This window comes from Actinomycetota bacterium (assembly GCA_035759705.1).
GTDB lineage: Bacteria > Actinomycetota > CADDZG01 > JAHWKV01 > JAHWKV01 > JAJCYE01.
In genome coordinates, this window is record DASTUJ010000207.1 from 1 (window position 1) to 16,663 (window position 16,663).

The 16,663-nt window shown below is 66.1% G+C and carries 19 protein-coding genes; 13 read left to right on the forward strand and 6 right to left on the reverse strand.

Translation table 11 applies throughout. From position 1 onward, the window contains the following. The 11 genes from rpsB to VFV09_14565 form a co-directional block, all read left to right on the forward strand. A partial coding sequence (rpsB, locus tag VFV09_14515; protein HEU4868923.1) for a 30S ribosomal protein S2 occupies nt 1-684 on the forward strand: 684 nt, incomplete at its 5' end. Further along, nucleotides 681-1,301 carry a translation elongation factor Ts gene (tsf, locus tag VFV09_14520; GenBank protein HEU4868924.1) on the forward strand — a complete coding sequence of 207 codons (621 nt, stop codon included), beginning with the start codon at nt 681-683 and terminating at the stop codon, nt 1,299-1,301. The genes rpsB and tsf, both read left to right, overlap by 4 nt. Nucleotides 1,302-1,303: 2 nt before the next feature. Beyond that, nucleotides 1,304-2,032: a UMP kinase gene (gene pyrH / locus VFV09_14525; protein HEU4868925.1), complete on the forward strand. Its 729-nt coding sequence runs from the start codon at nt 1,304-1,306 to the stop codon at nt 2,030-2,032. A gap of 5 nt (nt 2,033-2,037) precedes the next feature. Next, entirely contained in the window at nt 2,038-2,595 is a 558-nt protein-coding gene (gene frr / locus VFV09_14530) for a ribosome recycling factor (protein HEU4868926.1), read from the forward strand. 20 nt (nt 2,596-2,615) lie between these two features. Beyond that, nucleotides 2,616-3,476, forward strand: a complete 861-nt coding sequence (locus VFV09_14535) for a phosphatidate cytidylyltransferase (GenBank protein ID HEU4868927.1) — start codon at nt 2,616-2,618, stop codon at nt 3,474-3,476. Between the two features lie 48 nt (nt 3,477-3,524). Next, a complete protein-coding gene (locus tag VFV09_14540; GenBank protein HEU4868928.1) occupies nt 3,525-3,761 on the forward strand; it encodes an AbrB/MazE/SpoVT family DNA-binding domain-containing protein in 237 nt (78 codons plus the stop codon). Further along, complete coding sequence (locus VFV09_14545) at nt 3,758-4,171, forward strand: PIN domain-containing protein (protein ID HEU4868929.1); 414 nt, start codon at nt 3,758-3,760, stop codon at nt 4,169-4,171. Before VFV09_14540 ends, VFV09_14545 begins: the two co-directional genes overlap by 4 nt. Nucleotides 4,172-4,227: 56 nt before the next feature. Next, the gene (dxr, locus tag VFV09_14550) at nt 4,228-5,406 is read left to right on the forward strand and encodes a 1-deoxy-D-xylulose-5-phosphate reductoisomerase (GenBank protein ID HEU4868930.1); all 1,179 of its coding nucleotides are present in this window, start codon (nt 4,228-4,230) and stop codon (nt 5,404-5,406) included. Next, on the forward strand, nt 5,403-6,548 hold the full coding sequence (locus VFV09_14555; protein ID HEU4868931.1) for a M50 family metallopeptidase: 1,146 nt from the start codon (nt 5,403-5,405) through the stop codon (nt 6,546-6,548). The genes dxr and VFV09_14555 overlap by 4 nt, the downstream gene beginning before the upstream one ends. A 43-nt stretch (nt 6,549-6,591) precedes the next feature. Then, nucleotides 6,592-8,013, forward strand: coding sequence for a proline--tRNA ligase (gene proS / locus VFV09_14560; protein HEU4868932.1), 1,422 nt, complete (start codon nt 6,592-6,594; stop codon nt 8,011-8,013). 42 nt (nt 8,014-8,055) lie between these two features. Next, nucleotides 8,056-8,541 carry a PLD nuclease N-terminal domain-containing protein gene (locus tag VFV09_14565; protein HEU4868933.1) on the forward strand — a complete coding sequence of 162 codons (486 nt, stop codon included), beginning with the start codon at nt 8,056-8,058 and terminating at the stop codon, nt 8,539-8,541. Nucleotides 8,542-8,572: 31 nt separating this feature from the next. Here VFV09_14565 and VFV09_14570 read toward each other — a convergent pair whose 3' ends face one another. The 3 genes from VFV09_14570 to VFV09_14580 all read right to left on the reverse strand — a co-directional run bounded on the left by VFV09_14570 (nt 8,573) and on the right by VFV09_14580 (nt 11,871). Further along, complete coding sequence (locus VFV09_14570) at nt 8,573-10,042, reverse strand: serine hydrolase domain-containing protein (protein HEU4868934.1); 1,470 nt, start codon at nt 10,040-10,042, stop codon at nt 8,573-8,575. A 102-nt stretch (nt 10,043-10,144) separates the two neighbouring features. Further along, nucleotides 10,145-10,804 (reverse strand): hypothetical protein, encoded by a 660-nt coding sequence (locus VFV09_14575; GenBank protein HEU4868935.1) that lies wholly within the window; start codon nt 10,802-10,804, stop codon nt 10,145-10,147. Then, nucleotides 10,801-11,871, reverse strand: a complete 1,071-nt coding sequence (locus tag VFV09_14580; GenBank protein HEU4868936.1) for a TetR/AcrR family transcriptional regulator — start codon at nt 11,869-11,871, stop codon at nt 10,801-10,803. Before VFV09_14580 ends, VFV09_14575 begins: the two co-directional genes overlap by 4 nt. Nucleotides 11,872-11,957: 86 nt before the next feature. Between VFV09_14580 and VFV09_14585 the strand changes: the two genes are divergently transcribed. Then, nucleotides 11,958-13,172: a cytochrome P450 gene (locus VFV09_14585; GenBank protein ID HEU4868937.1), complete on the forward strand. Its 1,215-nt coding sequence runs from the start codon at nt 11,958-11,960 to the stop codon at nt 13,170-13,172. Here the strand turns inward: VFV09_14585 and VFV09_14590 are convergent. Together VFV09_14590 and VFV09_14595 are read right to left on the reverse strand one after the other, a co-directional pair. After that, nucleotides 13,169-13,759, reverse strand: coding sequence for a histidine phosphatase family protein (locus tag VFV09_14590; protein ID HEU4868938.1), 591 nt, complete (start codon nt 13,757-13,759; stop codon nt 13,169-13,171). The two genes, VFV09_14585 and VFV09_14590, sit on opposite strands and share 4 nt — an antisense overlap. Continuing rightward, entirely contained in the window at nt 13,759-14,643 is an 885-nt protein-coding gene (locus VFV09_14595; GenBank protein HEU4868939.1) for a sulfite exporter TauE/SafE family protein, read from the reverse strand. The genes VFV09_14590 and VFV09_14595 overlap by 1 nt, the downstream gene beginning before the upstream one ends. Nucleotides 14,644-14,932: 289 nt before the next feature. On the opposite strand from VFV09_14595, the gene VFV09_14600 reads away from it, so the two are divergent. Continuing rightward, a complete protein-coding gene (locus VFV09_14600) occupies nt 14,933-16,426 on the forward strand; it encodes a hypothetical protein (GenBank protein ID HEU4868940.1) in 1,494 nt (497 codons plus the stop codon). On the opposite strand, the gene acpS is transcribed toward VFV09_14600, so the two are convergent. Further along, nucleotides 16,423-16,663, reverse strand: a 241-nt coding sequence (gene acpS, locus VFV09_14605; GenBank protein ID HEU4868941.1) for a holo-ACP synthase, incomplete at its 5' end; no start/stop codon positions are given. The two genes, VFV09_14600 and acpS, sit on opposite strands and share 4 nt — an antisense overlap.

The following is a 16,663-nucleotide window of genomic DNA, read 5'->3' on the forward strand; positions in this document are numbered from 1 at the left end:
CGCCTGAAGGAGGAGAGCCAGCTCGACCTGCTGCCGGCGAAGGAGCGGATCCAGATGGAGGCCGAGCTCGAGAAGCTCGAGGCGAACCTGGGCGGCGTCGCCGACCTGCGCCGCCAGCCGGACGCGGTCTTCATCATCGACCTGAAGAAGGAGATGCTCGCGGTCCGCGAGGCACGCCGGCTGAAGCTGCCGGTGATCGCGCTCGTCGACACGAACTGCGACCCGGACGAGGCCGAGTACGTGATCCCGGGCAACGACGACGCGATCCGATCCGGCTCGCTGCTGACCCGCGTGGTGGCAGACGCCATCGCCGCCGGCATGTCGGCTCGCCCGCCGGAGGTCATCGCCGCCGCCGAGGCGGCCGCAGCTTCCAGCGTCACCCTGACCGCAGGCAGCGAAGAGCCGCCGGCGGAGTGGGAGATCATGCTGGCGCAGCAGGAGACCGAGACCAAGAAGGCGAAAGGCTCAGCCCCCGAGGCTGCAGCCAAGCCCGCCGCTCCCGCAGCCCCGGCGAAGGCAGCAGCCCCCGCAGCGGCACCGGCTGCCGAGGCGCCCGCAGAGGACGCCGAACCGGAGGCCGACCCATTCCAGCGCCTTCTCGATGACACACCCCTCCCGGGTGAGGACATCGAAGAAGAACTGAAGGCGAAGTACAAGGACGAAGACGAGGTTAAGCACAGGTGAGCATTTCAGCAAAAGATGTAAAAGCACTCAGAGACATAACCGGCGCCGGCATGATGGACTGCAAGCGCGCCCTTTCCGAGACCAACGGCGACGTCGAGGCCGCCAAGGACCTGCTGAAGACGTGGGGCCTGGCCGGCATCGAGAAGCGTTCCGGCCGCGTGGCCAAAGAAGGCACCATCGGGTACTACATCCACCAGCTGGACCCGGAGTTGCCGCCGAAGAAGGGCGTTATCGTCGAGCTGAACAGCGAGACGGACTTCGTGGCCAAGACCCCGGAGTTCAAGGAGCTGGCCCGGAGCATCGCCATGCACATCGCAGCGATGGACCCGAAGTGGGTCAGCCGGTCCGACGTTCCATCCGAATTCATCGAGCGTGAGACCGCCATCTTCAAGGAGTCCGACCAGCTGAAAGGCAAGCCGGAGAACATCCAGGAGAAGATCATCGAGGGCAAGCTCGGTGCCCTGCTCTCCGACCGCGGCGGCGTGCTCCTCGAGCAGAAGTTCGTGAAGGACGAGTCGGGCAAGAAGACCGTCGGCGAGCTCATCACGGACTACGCCGCGGCCGTCAAGGAGAACATCGGTGTCCGCCGCTTCGCCCGATTCGCAGTAGGCGAGTAGAGGTGCCAGAGGGATCCGGTTATAAGCGGGTTCTTCTAAAGCTTTCGGGAGAGGCGTTTGCCGACCCGGAGCAGGGATTCGGAATCGACGCCACCATCGTCACCTCGCTGGCCAAGCAGCTGGCCGAGGTGCAGAGCTCGGGGGTTGAGATTGCCGTCGTCGTCGGCGGCGGGAACATCTTCCGCGGCTCCCAGGCGGCGGCCATGGGCATGGAGCGCGCCCGGGCCGACTACATGGGCATGCTCGCCACGGTTCTGAACGGCCTGGCGCTGGCCGACGCCCTCGGGCAGGTCGGCGCCGAGTGCCGGGTGATGAGCGCCATCTGGATGCAGGAGGTAGCCGAGCCGTTCATCCGCGGCCGGGCACTTCGCCACCTCGAGCGGGGCATGATCGTGATCTTCGTCGGCGGTACCGGGAACCCCTACTTCACCACCGACACCGCCGCATCCGTGAGGGCGCTGGAGGTCGGCGCCGAGGCGCTGCTGAAGGGCACCAAGGTCGACGGAGTCTACGACTCGGACCCGATGCTGAACCCCGACGCCAAGCGGATCGAGCACCTGGACTACATCGAGGTGCTGAACCGGGGCCTCAAGGTCATGGACGCCACCGCCATCTCACTCTGCATGGACAATAAGATGCCCATTGTCGTTTTCGACCTGAACAAGGACGGCAACATCAAGCGGGTGGTCAACGGCGAGACGGTGGGCACCAAGGTCTCCGGGAGAAGCTAAATAAAATGGTAGACGCGCAGCTCGAAGAAGCCACCAAGAAGATGAAGAAAGCCGTGGCGGCCACTCAGGAGGAGTTCGGCCACATCCGGACCGGGCGGGCGTCCCCGCACCTGCTCGACCGCATCCACATCGACTACTACGGAGCGCCGACCCCGCTGAACCAGATCGCCGGCATCTCGGTTCCCGAAGCCCGCATGATGGTGATCTCCCCGTACGACAAGAGCTCTCTCAGCGCCATAGAGAAAGCCATCCAGCAGTCCGACCTGGGAGTCAACCCCAACAACGACGGCAGCATCATCCGCCTGAACTTCCCCCCGCTGACCGAGGAGCGCCGCAAGATCCTCATCAAACAGGTCAAGGAGCGGGCCGAGGACGGCAAGATCGCGGTCCGCAACGTCCGCCGGCACGCCAAGGACGAGATGGAGAAGATGAAGAAGGACGGGGAGATCTCCGAGGACGAGCTGAAGCGCAGTGAGAAGGAGCTCCAGAAGCTGACCGACCACTACGTCGAGGAGATCGACACGATGTTCGGCCACAAGGAGAAGGAGCTCCTGGAGGTCTGAGGACCCCGAGGGTTTCATCCATGAACCGATCACAGGACTCAGCGGGCCGCTCCGCCCCTGCGCCTGAGCCCCGCAAGGGCGCCGGGCGCAACCTCAAGCTGGCGACACTCACCGGAGTCACGCTCGCTGCGCTTGTCGTGGGCCTTCTCTACGTCGGCGCCGAGGCGTTCTTCGGCCTGGCGGTCATTGTGATCATGCTCGGACAGGCCGAGTTTTACCGGGCCACCCGCAACGCAGGCCACAATCCTGCGGCGGCTCTCGGTCTGATCGGCGGGGCAGTCGTCCTGGCCGGGGTGTTCCTCAACGGACCCTCGGCGGCCGGCCTCGCGCTGTTCGCCACCCTGGCCGCGTCGTTCATCTGGTATATGTCGTTCCCCACCCGCGTGAACCTGGTGACCAACGTCGCGATCACGATGATGGGGATCGTCTACATCCCGCTGCTGGGGTCGTTCGTGGGCCTGCTCTCCCAGCGAGAGGACGGCCGGGGCGTGACGATCGCGGCCATCGGCGCCGCTGCGGTGTACGACATCTTTGCCTACGCCGGGGGCAGCAAGCTCGGCAAGCACCCGATGGCGCCCTCGGTTTCCCCGAACAAGACCTGGGAAGGCGCCGCCGTTGCCACCCTCGCCACCGTGGCCGTGGCCTTCTTCGCCGGACCGGCTCTGGGCCCGTGGACCGCGGTCGAAGCTGCCCTGCTGGGCCTTGCGATCGCCGTGGTGGCCCCGCTCGGGGATCTCGTCGAGTCGCTGATCAAGCGTGACCTGGGCATCAAGGACATGGGGACGATCTTCCCCGGGCACGGGGGAGCGCTCGACCGCATCGACGCGATCCTGTTCGTCGCACCGACCGTCTGGTTCTCGCTGCAACTGTTCGGTCACTGAGCCGCGCTACCCACCGGACCCGTGGGATTGCGATGGTAGACTGGTCCCATGGAGGCAAGGGTGGATTCAGGCGGCCGCATCGTTGTACCGAAACCGATGCGCGAAGCGCTTGGGCTGGTGCCAGGGTCCGTGGTCGACATTACGCCTTATGGGGCCGGTCTGGCGATCATTCCGGGTGGCCGTACCGCTAGATTGGTCGAGGTTGACGGCGTGCTCGTGGGCACCTCAGAGACGGTGATCGACGACGAGGTCGTCTTTGCGCTGATCGACGCCGGCCGGAAGTGATGCCGCCTATAGGGGTGGATACCAGTGTCGCTTTAGCCCTGCTGGTTGCGAGTCACCGGCAACATGCTGCCGCGAGCGCGTGGTCGCAAGGGCGCGAAGTGGCACTTAGTGGACACGCAGCCGCCGAGACCTTCTCGGTCATGACCCGGCTCCCGGGAGACGCCCGCTTCAAGCCGGAAGATGCGGCTCTGCTTATCCGTTCTCGCTTCGCCCCCTGCCTGGTGGCGGACAATCCAACCCTGACGAACCTTCCCGACATCCTCGCCCCGCTGGGGATTGCCGGGGGCGCCGTCTACGACGCACTGGTTGGTCTGGCTGCTCGGGATAACGGCGTGCAGCTGGCGACCCGTGACGCCCGGGCATTACCGACTTATGAGCGCTTGGGTATCAGCGTCGTTGTCGTCGAGTGACTCTCTAAAATGGCCCGCGCTCCGCTAACCTTCCGAAGATGACGCATCATGGATTAATGGATCTTTTCGACAGCCCCCAAAGCATTCGCGTCGCCATCCTGGGATCGACCGGCTCAATAGGCACCCAGGCCCTCGAGGTTGTGCGTGCCTACCCGGAGCGGTTCGAGGTCGTGGCCCTGGCCGCCGGGTCGGACACCGCCGCCCTGATGGCCCAGGCCAAGGAGTTCGACGTCAAGCTGCTGGGCATAGTCAACGGCCCGATCGACGCCCCGGACGATGTCACGGTGTTCGAGGGCCCCGACTCTGCGGAGCGGGTCGTCCAGGAGTCCGATGCCCACCTGGTCCTGAACGCAGTGGTCGGATCGGCCGGCCTCAAGGCCACCATGGCCACGATCCTCGCCGGCAAGACCCTGGCGCTGGCCAACAAGGAGTCGCTCGTCGCAGGCGGCGAGCTGGTGATGAGCAAGACCTTCCAGGGCCAGCTCCGCCCGGTGGACAGCGAGCACTCGTCGCTCTGGCAGCTGCTCGACGAGCTCCCGCCCGACCGGGTGCGCAAGGTCCTGCTGACCGGCAGCGGGGGACCGTTCCGGGGCAGGACCACCGAGGACCTTCGTGAGGTGACGGTGGCGAACGCCATCAACCACCCGGTCTGGTCGATGGGGCCCAAGATCTCGGTCGACTCGTCGACGCTCATGAACAAAGGCCTGGAGGTCATCGAGGCCCACTACCTGTTCGGCCTCACCTACGACGAGATCCAGGTGGTGATCCACCCGCAGGGCATGGTGCACGGGATGGTCGAGACGATGGACGGGTCGGTTTTCGCCCACGCCGCGCCGCCAGACATGCGCCTGCCGATACAGCTGGCGATGGCTTACCCCGGCCGCCTCGGCGCTCCCTCTAACCGGGACGGCAAGCCCCCGGGCCGGATCGACTGGTCGACACCGCAGTCGATGACCTTCGAGGCGCCGGACCTGGAGACCTTCCGATGCCTGTCGCTCGCCTACGAGGCAGGCCGCAGGGGCGGCACGTTCCCGGCGGTGCTGAACGCAGCCAACGAGGCGGCCGTCGAGGCGTTTATTGCCGAGCGGCTGGACTACTTGGGCATTCCCTCAATTGTCGAAACCGTGCTGGAGCGCCACGAAGGCTGCGAGCCGTCGCTGGAGGCGATTCTCGAGCAGGACGCCTGGGCCCGCTCCGAGGCGGCATCCCTAATCAACTCAAGGAGCCTTGTTTGAACTTTGCCGCCGGCGTCTTCATCTTCATATTCACCCTGCTGTTCATGGTGACCTTCCACGAGTTCGGCCACTACATCACCGCCCGCAAGTTCGGGATCAAGGTCGAGGAGTTCTTCATAGGCTTCGGCCCCCGGCTGTTCTCCCGCTGGCGGGGAGAGACCGAGTTCGGCGTGAAGGCCATCCTCCTGGGCGGCTACGTAAAGATCGCAGGCATGAACCCGTTCCAGGAGGTTCCAGCCGAGGAGCTGCCCCGGACCTTCGGCGCCAAGCCGGCGTGGCAGCGGGCGATTGTGCTGGTTGCAGGTTCGACCACCCACTTCATCCTGGCGATCATCCTGTTCTCCGTCCTCATCGGCATCACCGGTGTGCCGGAGCTCCGGACGACCGTCGACGAGGTCGCCGAGACCGTCGGCGACAAGCCCGGCCCCGCTCAGGCGGCGGGCCTGAAGGCGGGCGACAAGATCCTGTCGATCGACGGAACCCGCATCACCAACTGGGACCAGGTTCGTCCGCTCATCCAGCCGAACAGCGACCGGCCGCTGGTCTTCGAGGTCGAGCGGGACGGGGAGGAGCTGGAGCTCCTGGTCACGCCGGTGGAGGTCGAGGCCGCCACCGACCCGGCCAACCCCCAGGAGACCGAACGGGTCGGCCAGGTCGGCATCCTGCCGCGGGTAGAGGTCACGAAGGGCGGCCCGCTCTGGGCCCTCGGCCAGGGCGTTTCGACCACCGGCACCGCAATCAAGCAAAGCGTGATCGGGACCGGGCAGATCTTCACGTCCATGGACGACATCTTCCGGGAGCTCGGCGGGACCGGTGAGCGTGAGATCAGCGAGAATCAGCCTGTCGGCCTCGTGGGCGCCACCCGGCTGGCCGGCCAGGCAACACAGTCCGGGGCCATCGAAAACCTGGTCTCCTTCCTCGGGTTCTTCATCGTGTTCGTCGGAGTCATCAACCTGGCGCCGATCCCTCCGCTGGACGGAGGCCACCTTCTGGTTCTCGCCCTGGAGAAGATCAGCCGCCGCACGATCGACCCGAAGAAGGTGCTTCCCGTTGCCGGGTTGTTCCTCGGGTTCCTGGCGATACTGACCTTCGCCCTGCTCTTCCTGGATATAGCCCGTCCGGTGGTCAACCCCTTCCAGTAGGAGCGTGGCGGGCCCGTCAATACTCCCCTGGTACTCTGTCCTCATGGCCCTACCGAAGCAGTCCGAAGACTTTCCCGCGTGGTACCAGCAAGTTGTCAAAGGCGCCGAGCTGGCCGAGAACTCGCTCGCCCGCGGGTCGATGGTCATCCGTCCCTACGGCTACGCAATCTGGGAGGCCATCCAGGCCGGCGTCGACCGCCGCATCAAGGCGACCGGCCACTCCAACGTCTACTTCCCGCTGCTGATCCCGCAGAGCCTGCTGGACAAGGAGGCCGACCACGTTGAGGGATTCGCCCCTCAGGTCGCAGTAGTCACCCACGGCGGGGGCTCCAAGCTCGAGGAACCGTTGATCATCCGGCCGACCTCCGAGACCATCATCTGGTCGACCTACGCCAAGTGGATCCAGAGCTACCGCGACCTGCCGCTGCTTTACAACCAGTGGGCGAACGTCGTGCGCTGGGAGATGCGCACGCGCCTGTTCCTGAGGACCTCCGAGTTCTTATGGCAGGAGGGGCACACCGCCCACGAAACTGCGCCCGAGGCCATCGCCGAAGCCCGCATGATCCTCACGGACGTCTACCGTGCAACTGTCGAGGAGGACTTCGCCATCCCGGTGATGATGGGCCGAAAGAGCGCCGCCGAGCGGTTCCCCGGCGCCCTCGAGACGTTGGCCATCGAGGCCATGATGCGGGACGGCAAGGCGCTGCAGGCCGGAACATCGCACTACCTCGGGCAGAACTTCGCCAAGGCTTACGACGTGCAGTTCCTCGGCCGCGAGGGAAAGCAGGAGTACCCGTTCGCCACCTCGTGGGGGGTGTCGACGCGTCTTGTCGGCGGGCTGATCATGGCCCACGGCGACGACAAGGGCCTTCGTCTCCCGCCCAAGCTGGCGCCCTTCCAGGTAGTGATCGTCCCGATCTTCCGGGACGAGCAGAAGAGCACCGTCCTGGAGGCGGTGCAGCGGATCAGAGAGTCGCTGGGCGACGTCCGGGTCAAGATCGACGACCGGGAGGAGTACCGGCCCGGCTACAAGTTCAACGAGTGGGAGCTGCGCGGCGTGCCTCTGCGGCTTGAGATCGGCCCGCGGGACCTCGAGGCGGGGCAGGTCATGGGCTACCGCCGGGACACCGGCGAGAAGTCGGCGATCCCGCTCACGTCACTCCCGTCGGCCGTTCCGGAGATTCTGGCCGACATCCAGCGCAACCTTTTCCGGTCGGCTCTCGACTTCCGAACCGACCACACCTTCTCGCCCGGCTCCTACGATGAGCTGGTCGACCTGCTGAAGGACGCGTCCGGTTTCGTCCAGGGGGGCTGGTGCGGCAACCCGGACTGTGAGACGAAGGTCAAGGACATGACAAAGGCCACCATCCGGGTGCTGCCGCTGGATCCGGCCGACCAGGAGGGCAGCTGCATCGTGTGCGGTTCCCCGGCCACCGAGCTGGCGACCTGGGCCCAGTCCTACTAAGCGAGCGCCGCAGAATGCCGCCATAGGTGGCAAACTCAGTAGGTGTTCTACGGACTGGCGTTTCTGTTTTCCCTGGGGCTGCTGGTCTTTTGCGTTCTCGACTGCATAGCCACCGACTCGTCTCTGGTCCGCAATCTGCCGAAGACGCTCTGGATCATGCTGATCATTTTCCTGCCGACCATAGGTTCGGTTGCGTGGCTGCTACTCGGCCGGCCTGAGAAGACCAGGCCCTACCCGGGTGACAGCCGGACTCGTGCCAATCCGCCCGCGGCCCGGCCGAAGCGCCCGCTGGGCCCGGACGACGATCCGAGATTCCTGGAGATGACTCGCAACCTCACCCCTCCGAAGTCGCCCGAGTCCGCCGAACCCGTGAAAAAGGTCAATCCGGCGCCGGAAGCGACCACCAAAACGCCGCAGCCGGCCGGTGAGCACGGCGTGAACGAGCTGAAAGCCTGGGAAGAAGATCTCCGCCGGCGCGAAGAAGAGCTCCGACGCAGGTTGGAGGGCGAAGGCCCCGCCGGAGACTGATCGCCGCCGTTTGGCCGGCAGTCCCGGCCGCTCAGTTGGGGCGCGGTCGTGTGGGGCTCTTCAGCCCCAGGTTCTCCCGGAAGTCGATCTTGGCGAAGCGGGGTTGCTCGAGCCGGGGGATCACGACCCGCGGCGGGTCGGGCACCAGGGTCACCTTGCGCTGAAAGTACCGGGGGAACAGGTCCAGCTGTGGAGGCCAGTCATCCGGGTCGATGGTGTTGGCGATGTCGTGCCACATCGGGCGGTGGTCGTCGTACGTCGTTCCCTCGAAGGTAAAAGTGTTGTCGGGCTTGCCGAGTCCGCTCAACGTGCAGTTGAAGATCGCGACGAACGTGATGCCGTCGGAGCGGCAGTCGGCGTCGCCCTGCGAGCCGGGGATGCCTCCGCCGTGCCGGAAGACGGTCACACCTCCGGTGAGTGTTTCTTTGGCCCACACCGGGAGGTCTTCGGCAGGAGTGTCGATCAGGCCGTTTTCGGGCTTGCCGATCTCGGCCAGAAACCTGGCGTGGTCGACCGCGGCCAGCGCCCACCCGCCGAATCCGGCGAAGTTCCGGTTGTTCTCGAACCCGTACTGGAGCGGCACGTCCCGGCCGTCCTCGTGCATCACGCTCGGCCCCACGTCCGGCGGAACCAGGTGGTAGGTCACCTCGCCCGGGTTTCGATTCTCCTTGAGTGTCTGAGTGAGACGCGGACGGCTCGTGTTGATTCGGTCGAAGATGCCCTTCTTGACGGCCGTTTCGTAGGGCATCCCGCTCGCCTTCTCCAGGACCAGTCCGAGCAACAGATAGCCGAAGTTGCTGTACGGCCATTCGTCGGGATCGGCGGCGCCCGGGACGAACTTTCCCGGCACGAAGTCCATGGGTTGGGTTGCTCCCCACCTGGCAATCTCCCACGGGTCCGCCACCGGAAGGGGATGTCCGAACGCCTGGGCGATTTCGACGTCCTTGAGGAACGTCGCCTCGCCCACCGAGCCGTCGCCTCGAGGGTGCCACCCTCCCAGGTGGTTCATGAGGTGGCCGACCTCCACCAGGTGCAGGTAGTGGCCCTTGGTCATGGGGTCCGCCGGTTCGTTGTCCTGCTGGATCGTCGACCCGTCGGGCGGGGGCTCCAGCTGAAGGATGTCCTGGATCTTGTCGGTTAGCTTCAGCTTGTTGGCCTCGAGGAGGCGGTAGATGCCCACACAGGTGATGGGTTTGCTCATGCTGGCGATCCGGAAGATGCTGGTTACCTCTATCGGTTCGGCGAGGAGGGCCGACTTATGCCTGAGCGAGTAGGCACGGGCCAGCACCAGCCGCCCATCCTTCACGACCGCCAGCGTTCCGCCGAAAAAGTCGTTTTGGGACATGAACGCCTTCATGCCGCGTTCGAAGCGTTTTAGTGATCCCTTGGGGGGTTCGCCGTCGATGCGCCACACCCGGCCCTTGGCGTCGGGGCCTTCCAGGATCTCGGAAGCCGGCTTCTTGCCGGGGACCGCCGGGCCCTGCTTTTCCACGCCGCCCATGGAGACCTCCATCCAGCACCTGGCTGTGGGCTGTCCAGTCAAGCACAGGGCGGTTGGAGCTTCAAGACATTATTCACTCCCACGCTGCGAGCGAAGGCCTGGTTAAGGCGGTGGTGAGAGCGTCCCGGAAGGCACGGGTTCCTGTTCCCTTTTTGGCGACCCGTCGGGTGACAGCAGCGTATACTCCCGGACCTCCAAGCCCCACCTGGACTGCCTGCCGACCAGGGCGATCCGGTCTCCCCGCCTGAGTGCGATGGCCTCCTCGAAGTCGAGTTTGCACACCTTGCGGCTGAACAAGATGGAGTCGCCCTCGAGATTGGCGCTGTCGTCGCATGCGCTTCGCCGGTTGTGGCTGGATGACCGGACTGTTTCAATCACTCGCACCTGCTCCGAAGACCCGATCTCGTGGAGGACGAACGCCACAGCACCTACGCAGTGGGCGCCGGCAAACGCAGTCATGAACGGCAGCGCGATGGTGCCGACAATCGCCCTGAGCCTTTCCCGGGCGCCGGCCGTCTTCTTGTACTCCCGCCACATCGGAGCGGCCAGCACTACAGTGACGGAGATTGCAAAGAGAACCGCAACCTGCTCGGCCCATGATCTCAGGGACGGGTCGGGGATGAACCTGGTGTTTGCAAAGAGATAGATCACCGAGACCAACAGCGGCACGAACAGCAAAGCGCAGGCCACAGTGAGCCGCAGGATCTTAAGCCGCCGGGGCGGCGTGCGCTGGTAGTTCTGGATGAAACCGGGGGTCGTCATCCCGCGGACGAGGCGATGGCGTGACAGGCCCCCCGGCCCTCGGCGAAGGCCGCCACCCGGCCGCCGGTGATCCGAACTGCAACCTCCGTGTCGTTGCCGGGTGCGGTCACCCCGGCGGCCGCCGCCAGCGCGCCCCGCTCATCGGAGATCACCTGTAGGAGCGGCCATGCCCGCCGCGGAAACGCCTGGCGTATGCAGTGGCAGACCTCGGCAACCGCCAGCCGGGCAAGCGGCCGCAGCTCGCGCGGTTCACCCGAAACGGCCACGCAGGTCACCTGCAACCCGTCCGGTCCCGACCGCACGGCTTCCTCGACGGCCGAAAGCCGGTTGAGGCCTAGAACCGCCACGACCTGGTCGCTGCCCAGGTCGGCCGGCTCGGCCGTTACGAGATCCAAAGCCGGGGGAGGGGTCCACGTCCTGTCGACCGGTGACGACTTGGTGAGGAACGGCACCTCCAGCCAGCCGCCGTCGAGGTCCAGATCGGCCAGGTGCCTGCATGCGATGACGACGTTGAACTCGTCGACGAACCCGGGCGCCGCTGCTGCCATCTGACCCGAGCCGTGCAGAAGCGTGAGCGCCATCTCAGCGAGCGGCACCAGGCGCCGCCGCCTCCCACGCGCCGGTTGAAGGCGCTCCAGCGCCAACCCCAGAAGAATCGCATCCAGGCTCATCAACTGTGCCCAGGCCGACCGAATCCGTTCGTCCGAGAGCACCTCGGTGATCAGGTCGATTCCCAGCCGGCTCGAACCCAGAGGTTCGTCGGTTGCCAGCGGCAGCCGGGCCAGCCAGGCGCGAGCGAGCGTGCCCAGGGATTCTGCGGGCGTAAGGCCGGGTTGGTGGTGGGGGAGGGCGGGAGCCCGCTCGGCCAGGTCGGCGAGCACTCCGAAGTAGAGGGCCCGCTTGCCGGAGAAGTTGCTGTAGACGGCGCCCCGGGTCAGATCGGCCCGTTCGGCAATCGCGTCAACCTTCGCGTCACGAAAACCTCGCTCCAGGAACTCTGCTTGAGCCGCCGCCAGCACCCTGGCCCGGTTGCGCTCCTGAATCTGCCCTCGCGTGAGGCGGCCCATCCAAGACTCCGTTCGGTTTGACCACGATTAAGATACAGCTATCATTCTGATGATCCCATCATTTGAACCTCAGAATGGAGCCAGTGGTGAGCGAAGCGGTCGACACGAAACAGGTCCCACAGATCAATCTCGCAGACCCGGCCGTTCTGGCCGACCCCTTCACGGCGTACGGGCGGGTGCGCGAGATTGCCCCGGTCGCCCAACTCGTGGCGACAGGCATGGGGCCGATGTGGGCGATCCTGCGCCACCAGGAGGCCCGGGCCATGCTCGCCGACAAGAGGTTCGAGCTCAACTCCAAAAGCTACATGCGGCCCGACGTGCCCGAGTCCTGCCTGCGCTACATGAGAACTATGAGTGAGATGGAAGGACCGGAGCACGCCAGGCTCCGCAAGTTGGTGTCGCCGTCGTTCACCGCGCGCCGGGCCGCCGAGTTCCGGCCCCGGATCCAGCCCCTCGTCGACCGGCTGCTGGACGAGCTGCCCGAACACGCCGAAGGTGGCTCGGTCGACCTGCTCGAACACCTTGCCCGGCCGCTGCCCGTCGACGTGATCTGTGAGCTGGTCGGCGTCCCGGAGCCCGACCGCACCCGGTGGCGGACCTACGGGACTGCAGTCGCGTCCGGCTGGGGCGAAGCGTTCACCGAAGCCATCCCCGCCATCATGGAGGGCGCCAGGGCCGCCATCGGGCATCGCACCGCCGAGCCGGCGGACGACCTGTTGTCCGAGCTCATCCGGACCCAGGCCGAAGACGGCGACCGGCTCCACGCCGACGAGGTTGTGACCCTGGTCTGGCACCTGGTCCTGGGAGGGCAGACGCCGGCCAACCTCATCGTCAACGGGCTGGAGGCCCTGTTCACCCACCCGGATCAGCTGCGCGCGCTTCGGGAGGACCCGGCTCTGATGCCGGGTGCGGTCGAGGAGCTGGTGCGCTGGTGCGGGCCGCAGCTCCTCACAATTCCCCGCTACGCGCAGGAGGACGTGGAGGTAGCCGGCGCTCGGGTGAACAAAGGTGACGCGGTCACGGCATCTCTCGCCGCGGTGAATCGCGATCACCGTGCCTTCGTGGACCCGGAACGGTTCGACGTCGGCCGGCCGGTGGGGACGGTGGGCAACCTCGGGTTCGGCCACGGACCGCATTTCTGCCTCGGAGCTGCGCTGGCCCGGGTGGAGACCGACGTGGTTCTGACAACGCTGCTCCGCCGTTTCCCCGGGCTGAAGCTCGCGGTTCCGGCCGGCGAGCTCCGGCGCACACCGGACCCCGGCACCTGGCGGCTAACCTCGCTGCCGGTAGCCCTGTCCTAGGGCTCTCGGGGCGAGCAGGGCTGGTTCCACCGTTCGATGACCGGCGTCTCCCGTTCGTAGGAGAGGATCGACACCGACGCGGGGTCCAAAGCCAGGTGGCGGCCGTTGATCGCATCGAAGCCGCACCAGCGGGCGGTCAGTATCCGTAACTGGTGGCCGTGGCCGAAGAGCACCGTCCGGCCTCCCGAAGAGCGGACCAGCTCGATCACCCGGTCGGCCCGCACGCCCACCTGTTCGACAGTCTCGCCCTTTGGGATCTCGGCGTCCCACACGGTCCAGCCGGGCAAGGTCTTTCGGACCTCTTTGGTCGTCAGTCCCTCGTAAACTCCGTAGTTCCACTCCCTCAGGTCGTCGTTGGGCCGGAGAACTTCGCCCACGCCGGCCAGTTCGGCCGTCTCGGCCGCCCTGGACGAGGGGCTCGTCAAAGCCAGGTCGAAATCGATGCCCTTCAGGGTCTCTCCGGCGCAGCGGGCCTGCTCCCGGCCCCGGTCGGTAAGCGGGATGTCGGCCCTGCCGGTGTGCTGCCCGGAGATGCTCCACGCAGTTTCCCCGTGCCTGACCAGGAATACCTCGACGGCGGCCGTCACTAAGCCAGCCGGGCGGCCGCGCGCCGCTGGGTGAGCGACGGCCGCATCGCAGCAAAGCCACAGGCGACGGCGACGAGCCCGTATGCGACCCAGCGTCCCGTCCCGAGCCCGGCGTAGGAGGCAAGCTCCCGGATGTTGGTGATGAAGAGCAGGCCCCCGACCGCAACGCCCAGCCCTCGGGCCGGGATGAACTTGATGGACCACGCTGCGATGGGGGCCGCAAGAACCCCTCCGGCGAGCATGGCGACAACCACCGCAAGGTTGATGCCCCCGCCCCCGACCGAGGCCAGCAGCGATCCGGAGGCAACCACCGCAACCGCAACCTCGGCCGTGTTGACCGACCCGATTGCGTACCTGGGAGCGACGCCCCGCTGGAGCAGGAACGGGGTGACGACCGGCCCCCAGGCTCCGACGAGCCCGTTGGTCACTCCGCCGGCGCCGGCCACCAGCAACGTCCCTTTTTCGTCGTACTTCAGGCTCTCGCCCGCAACCCGGTCCTGGTCGGCCGACTTCGGGGGGAGGGCCCGGCTGAATCGCCAGAGGATCCGTCCGGCCATGATCAGCAGGATTCCGGTCAGAACCGGTTTCAACTGGTCACCGTCGATGTTGGCCAGGATGGTGACTCCGATAAGCGCACCGATCGAGCCGGGTATCGCCAGGCGCAGAACCAGACGGCGATCGATGTTGTCGAACCGCCAATGGGAGATGGCGGCAGTCACCCCGGTGGCGACTTTGGCCAGGTTGACCGTGGTCGAGACCGCCGCAGGCGAGAGGCCGGTTCCCAAAAGGATGCTGGACGAGGCGGGTCCGAAGCCCATACCGAGGGCTCCGTCGACGAACGACGCGATAAACCCGGCGAGGAAAACGATGACCAGCTCATCCATGTCTATTAAGCTACTAGACTTTGTAGAGTCTTGTCGAGGGCCGGCAATGGATTTCGCACCGCCCGAGAAGATGGTGGACATTCCCACCCGGCGGGTGTAGACCTTTGTCGAAGGTGTATCGGTGTGCTGCCTCGGCCAAGGGACGGAGCACGGGTATCAGAAACATTCCTCTTCCCGGAGTAGTGGGCTCAGGCCCTATACGCCCGCGGCCGCTCAGATTCGAGGTCCCCACCAGCCCCTGTTAACACGCGAGCGGCTCCGCGCGAAGGGGCCGGGAAACGAGAGCGAGATGAATGCTGCTAGCCGGATGCGGGCCGGTTTGGTTGTTCTCCTGGTCCTTATCCCCACTGCGTGCAACAACACGCCGACCGACACTCCGAGCGAAACTGCCTCAGCGCCGGACCCCTTTGCTCTCCCGGCGCCGCCCCCGAGCAGCGTGTACGACGGTCCGCTGTTCGCCAACAGCGTCGACTATCCCGACGGCACCGAGCAGGCACCCGCAATGCCGTGGCGTGACGCCATCGGCGGCGGAGCCATCACCGTCCAGAACGCCAACGCCTACGTACTGGCTCTGAAGTCCCACATTGCAGATGACATGAAGACCCTGCTGTTCGAATACCCGCAATGGGACGCCGCCGAGGCCGGTTGGTACAACCAGCCGTGGGAGTCGAGCATCCGGGAGCCCATCCACGGCACGTTCGTGGGTTCAACCTTCGACAAGAACATGTTTCCGCAGTCCGGACTCACGGGTGACATGACTACGCACGTCCTGACCCTGTACGACGAGACCGCCGGCCAGAGCCTGGGGAACGTATGGGGGGACACCGCGCTGGATCCCGAAGCCGGGATCGAGGACGGGGGCCAGCAGATCCCGGAGGGGGGAATCGTCGTCAAGCCGGCGTTCACCACCGCCGACGGCGAGTTGTGGCCGCCCATGGACAACGCCTATGCGTGGGAGATCTACGCCAAGCCGGGCGACGGGTCCGAGGGATCTGCCGAGGTCCAGGACGTGTCGTTCTTCCAGTTCGACATCATCGTCAAGGACTCGGTGGCCGCACCGAAGACCCAGTGGGTTTTCAGCACCCTGGTCTACGACAAGGACGCCCCGGGCGACGACTGGGACAAGATGATCCCGCTTGGAGCAATGTGGGGAAACGACCCGACCGTAATGTCCCCGGAGGGTTGCAACCCGGTTGCTTCGGCCGGCCCCGTGACCTGTCCGGCTCTCAGTGAGACCTGGATCAACCCGGATGCACCCGTCTACGCCACCGAGACCCTGGGCTGGGGGGGCCGGCTCTCCGGTCCGAACGACGGCGCAGTCGACACCAACGCAGCGATCCTTCAGCCCGATGGTACGTCGGTCAAGTACGAGGGCCGGTACGCCATGTCGTCCTGCATGAGCTGCCACGGACCGGCGGAGTACCCAACTGAGTCGTTCCTGCTCCCGGTCAAATCGACCTGCTCCGGGGATAGCTGCCGTCCGGACACGGACGGCTCGGGGCCCGACTCGTCGCTGATCTACTACCCGGCCGGATCTGCCGAGTTCATGCGCTGGTTCCAGGACCGGGCCGGCGACGTGCCGCAGGACGAGGGGTCGACCGCCCTGGACTACGACATGGACTACGCCTTTAAGGCGCTGCCCATCTGGTTCAACGAGACGGACCAGGAGGGCGACCTGAAGTTCATTGAGGCGTTCAACGACTACCGCGGGCTGGGAAGGTCGGTCCTGAGAGACGGAAAGCTGGGGACCAAAGCGTCGCCCTCACCGTCGGCTTCCCCCTAGTCGACCAGCAGAACCTCGGCAATGGCCACGCCGGCGTCGTGGGCCAGGGACACCAGCGCAGTGCTGGACCCGGCCAGCTCGGCGGCGTGGCCGGTCAGCACCAGCGTCGGGCGCCCGCGGTTGACACCGGACACCACCTCCACGTCGATCCAGCTGACCAGCGGCCAGCCCTCGCCGAGCGCCTTGAAGGTTGCCTCCTTCGCCGCCGCCCGGGCGGCGAAGTGCTGCGGAGGGTGC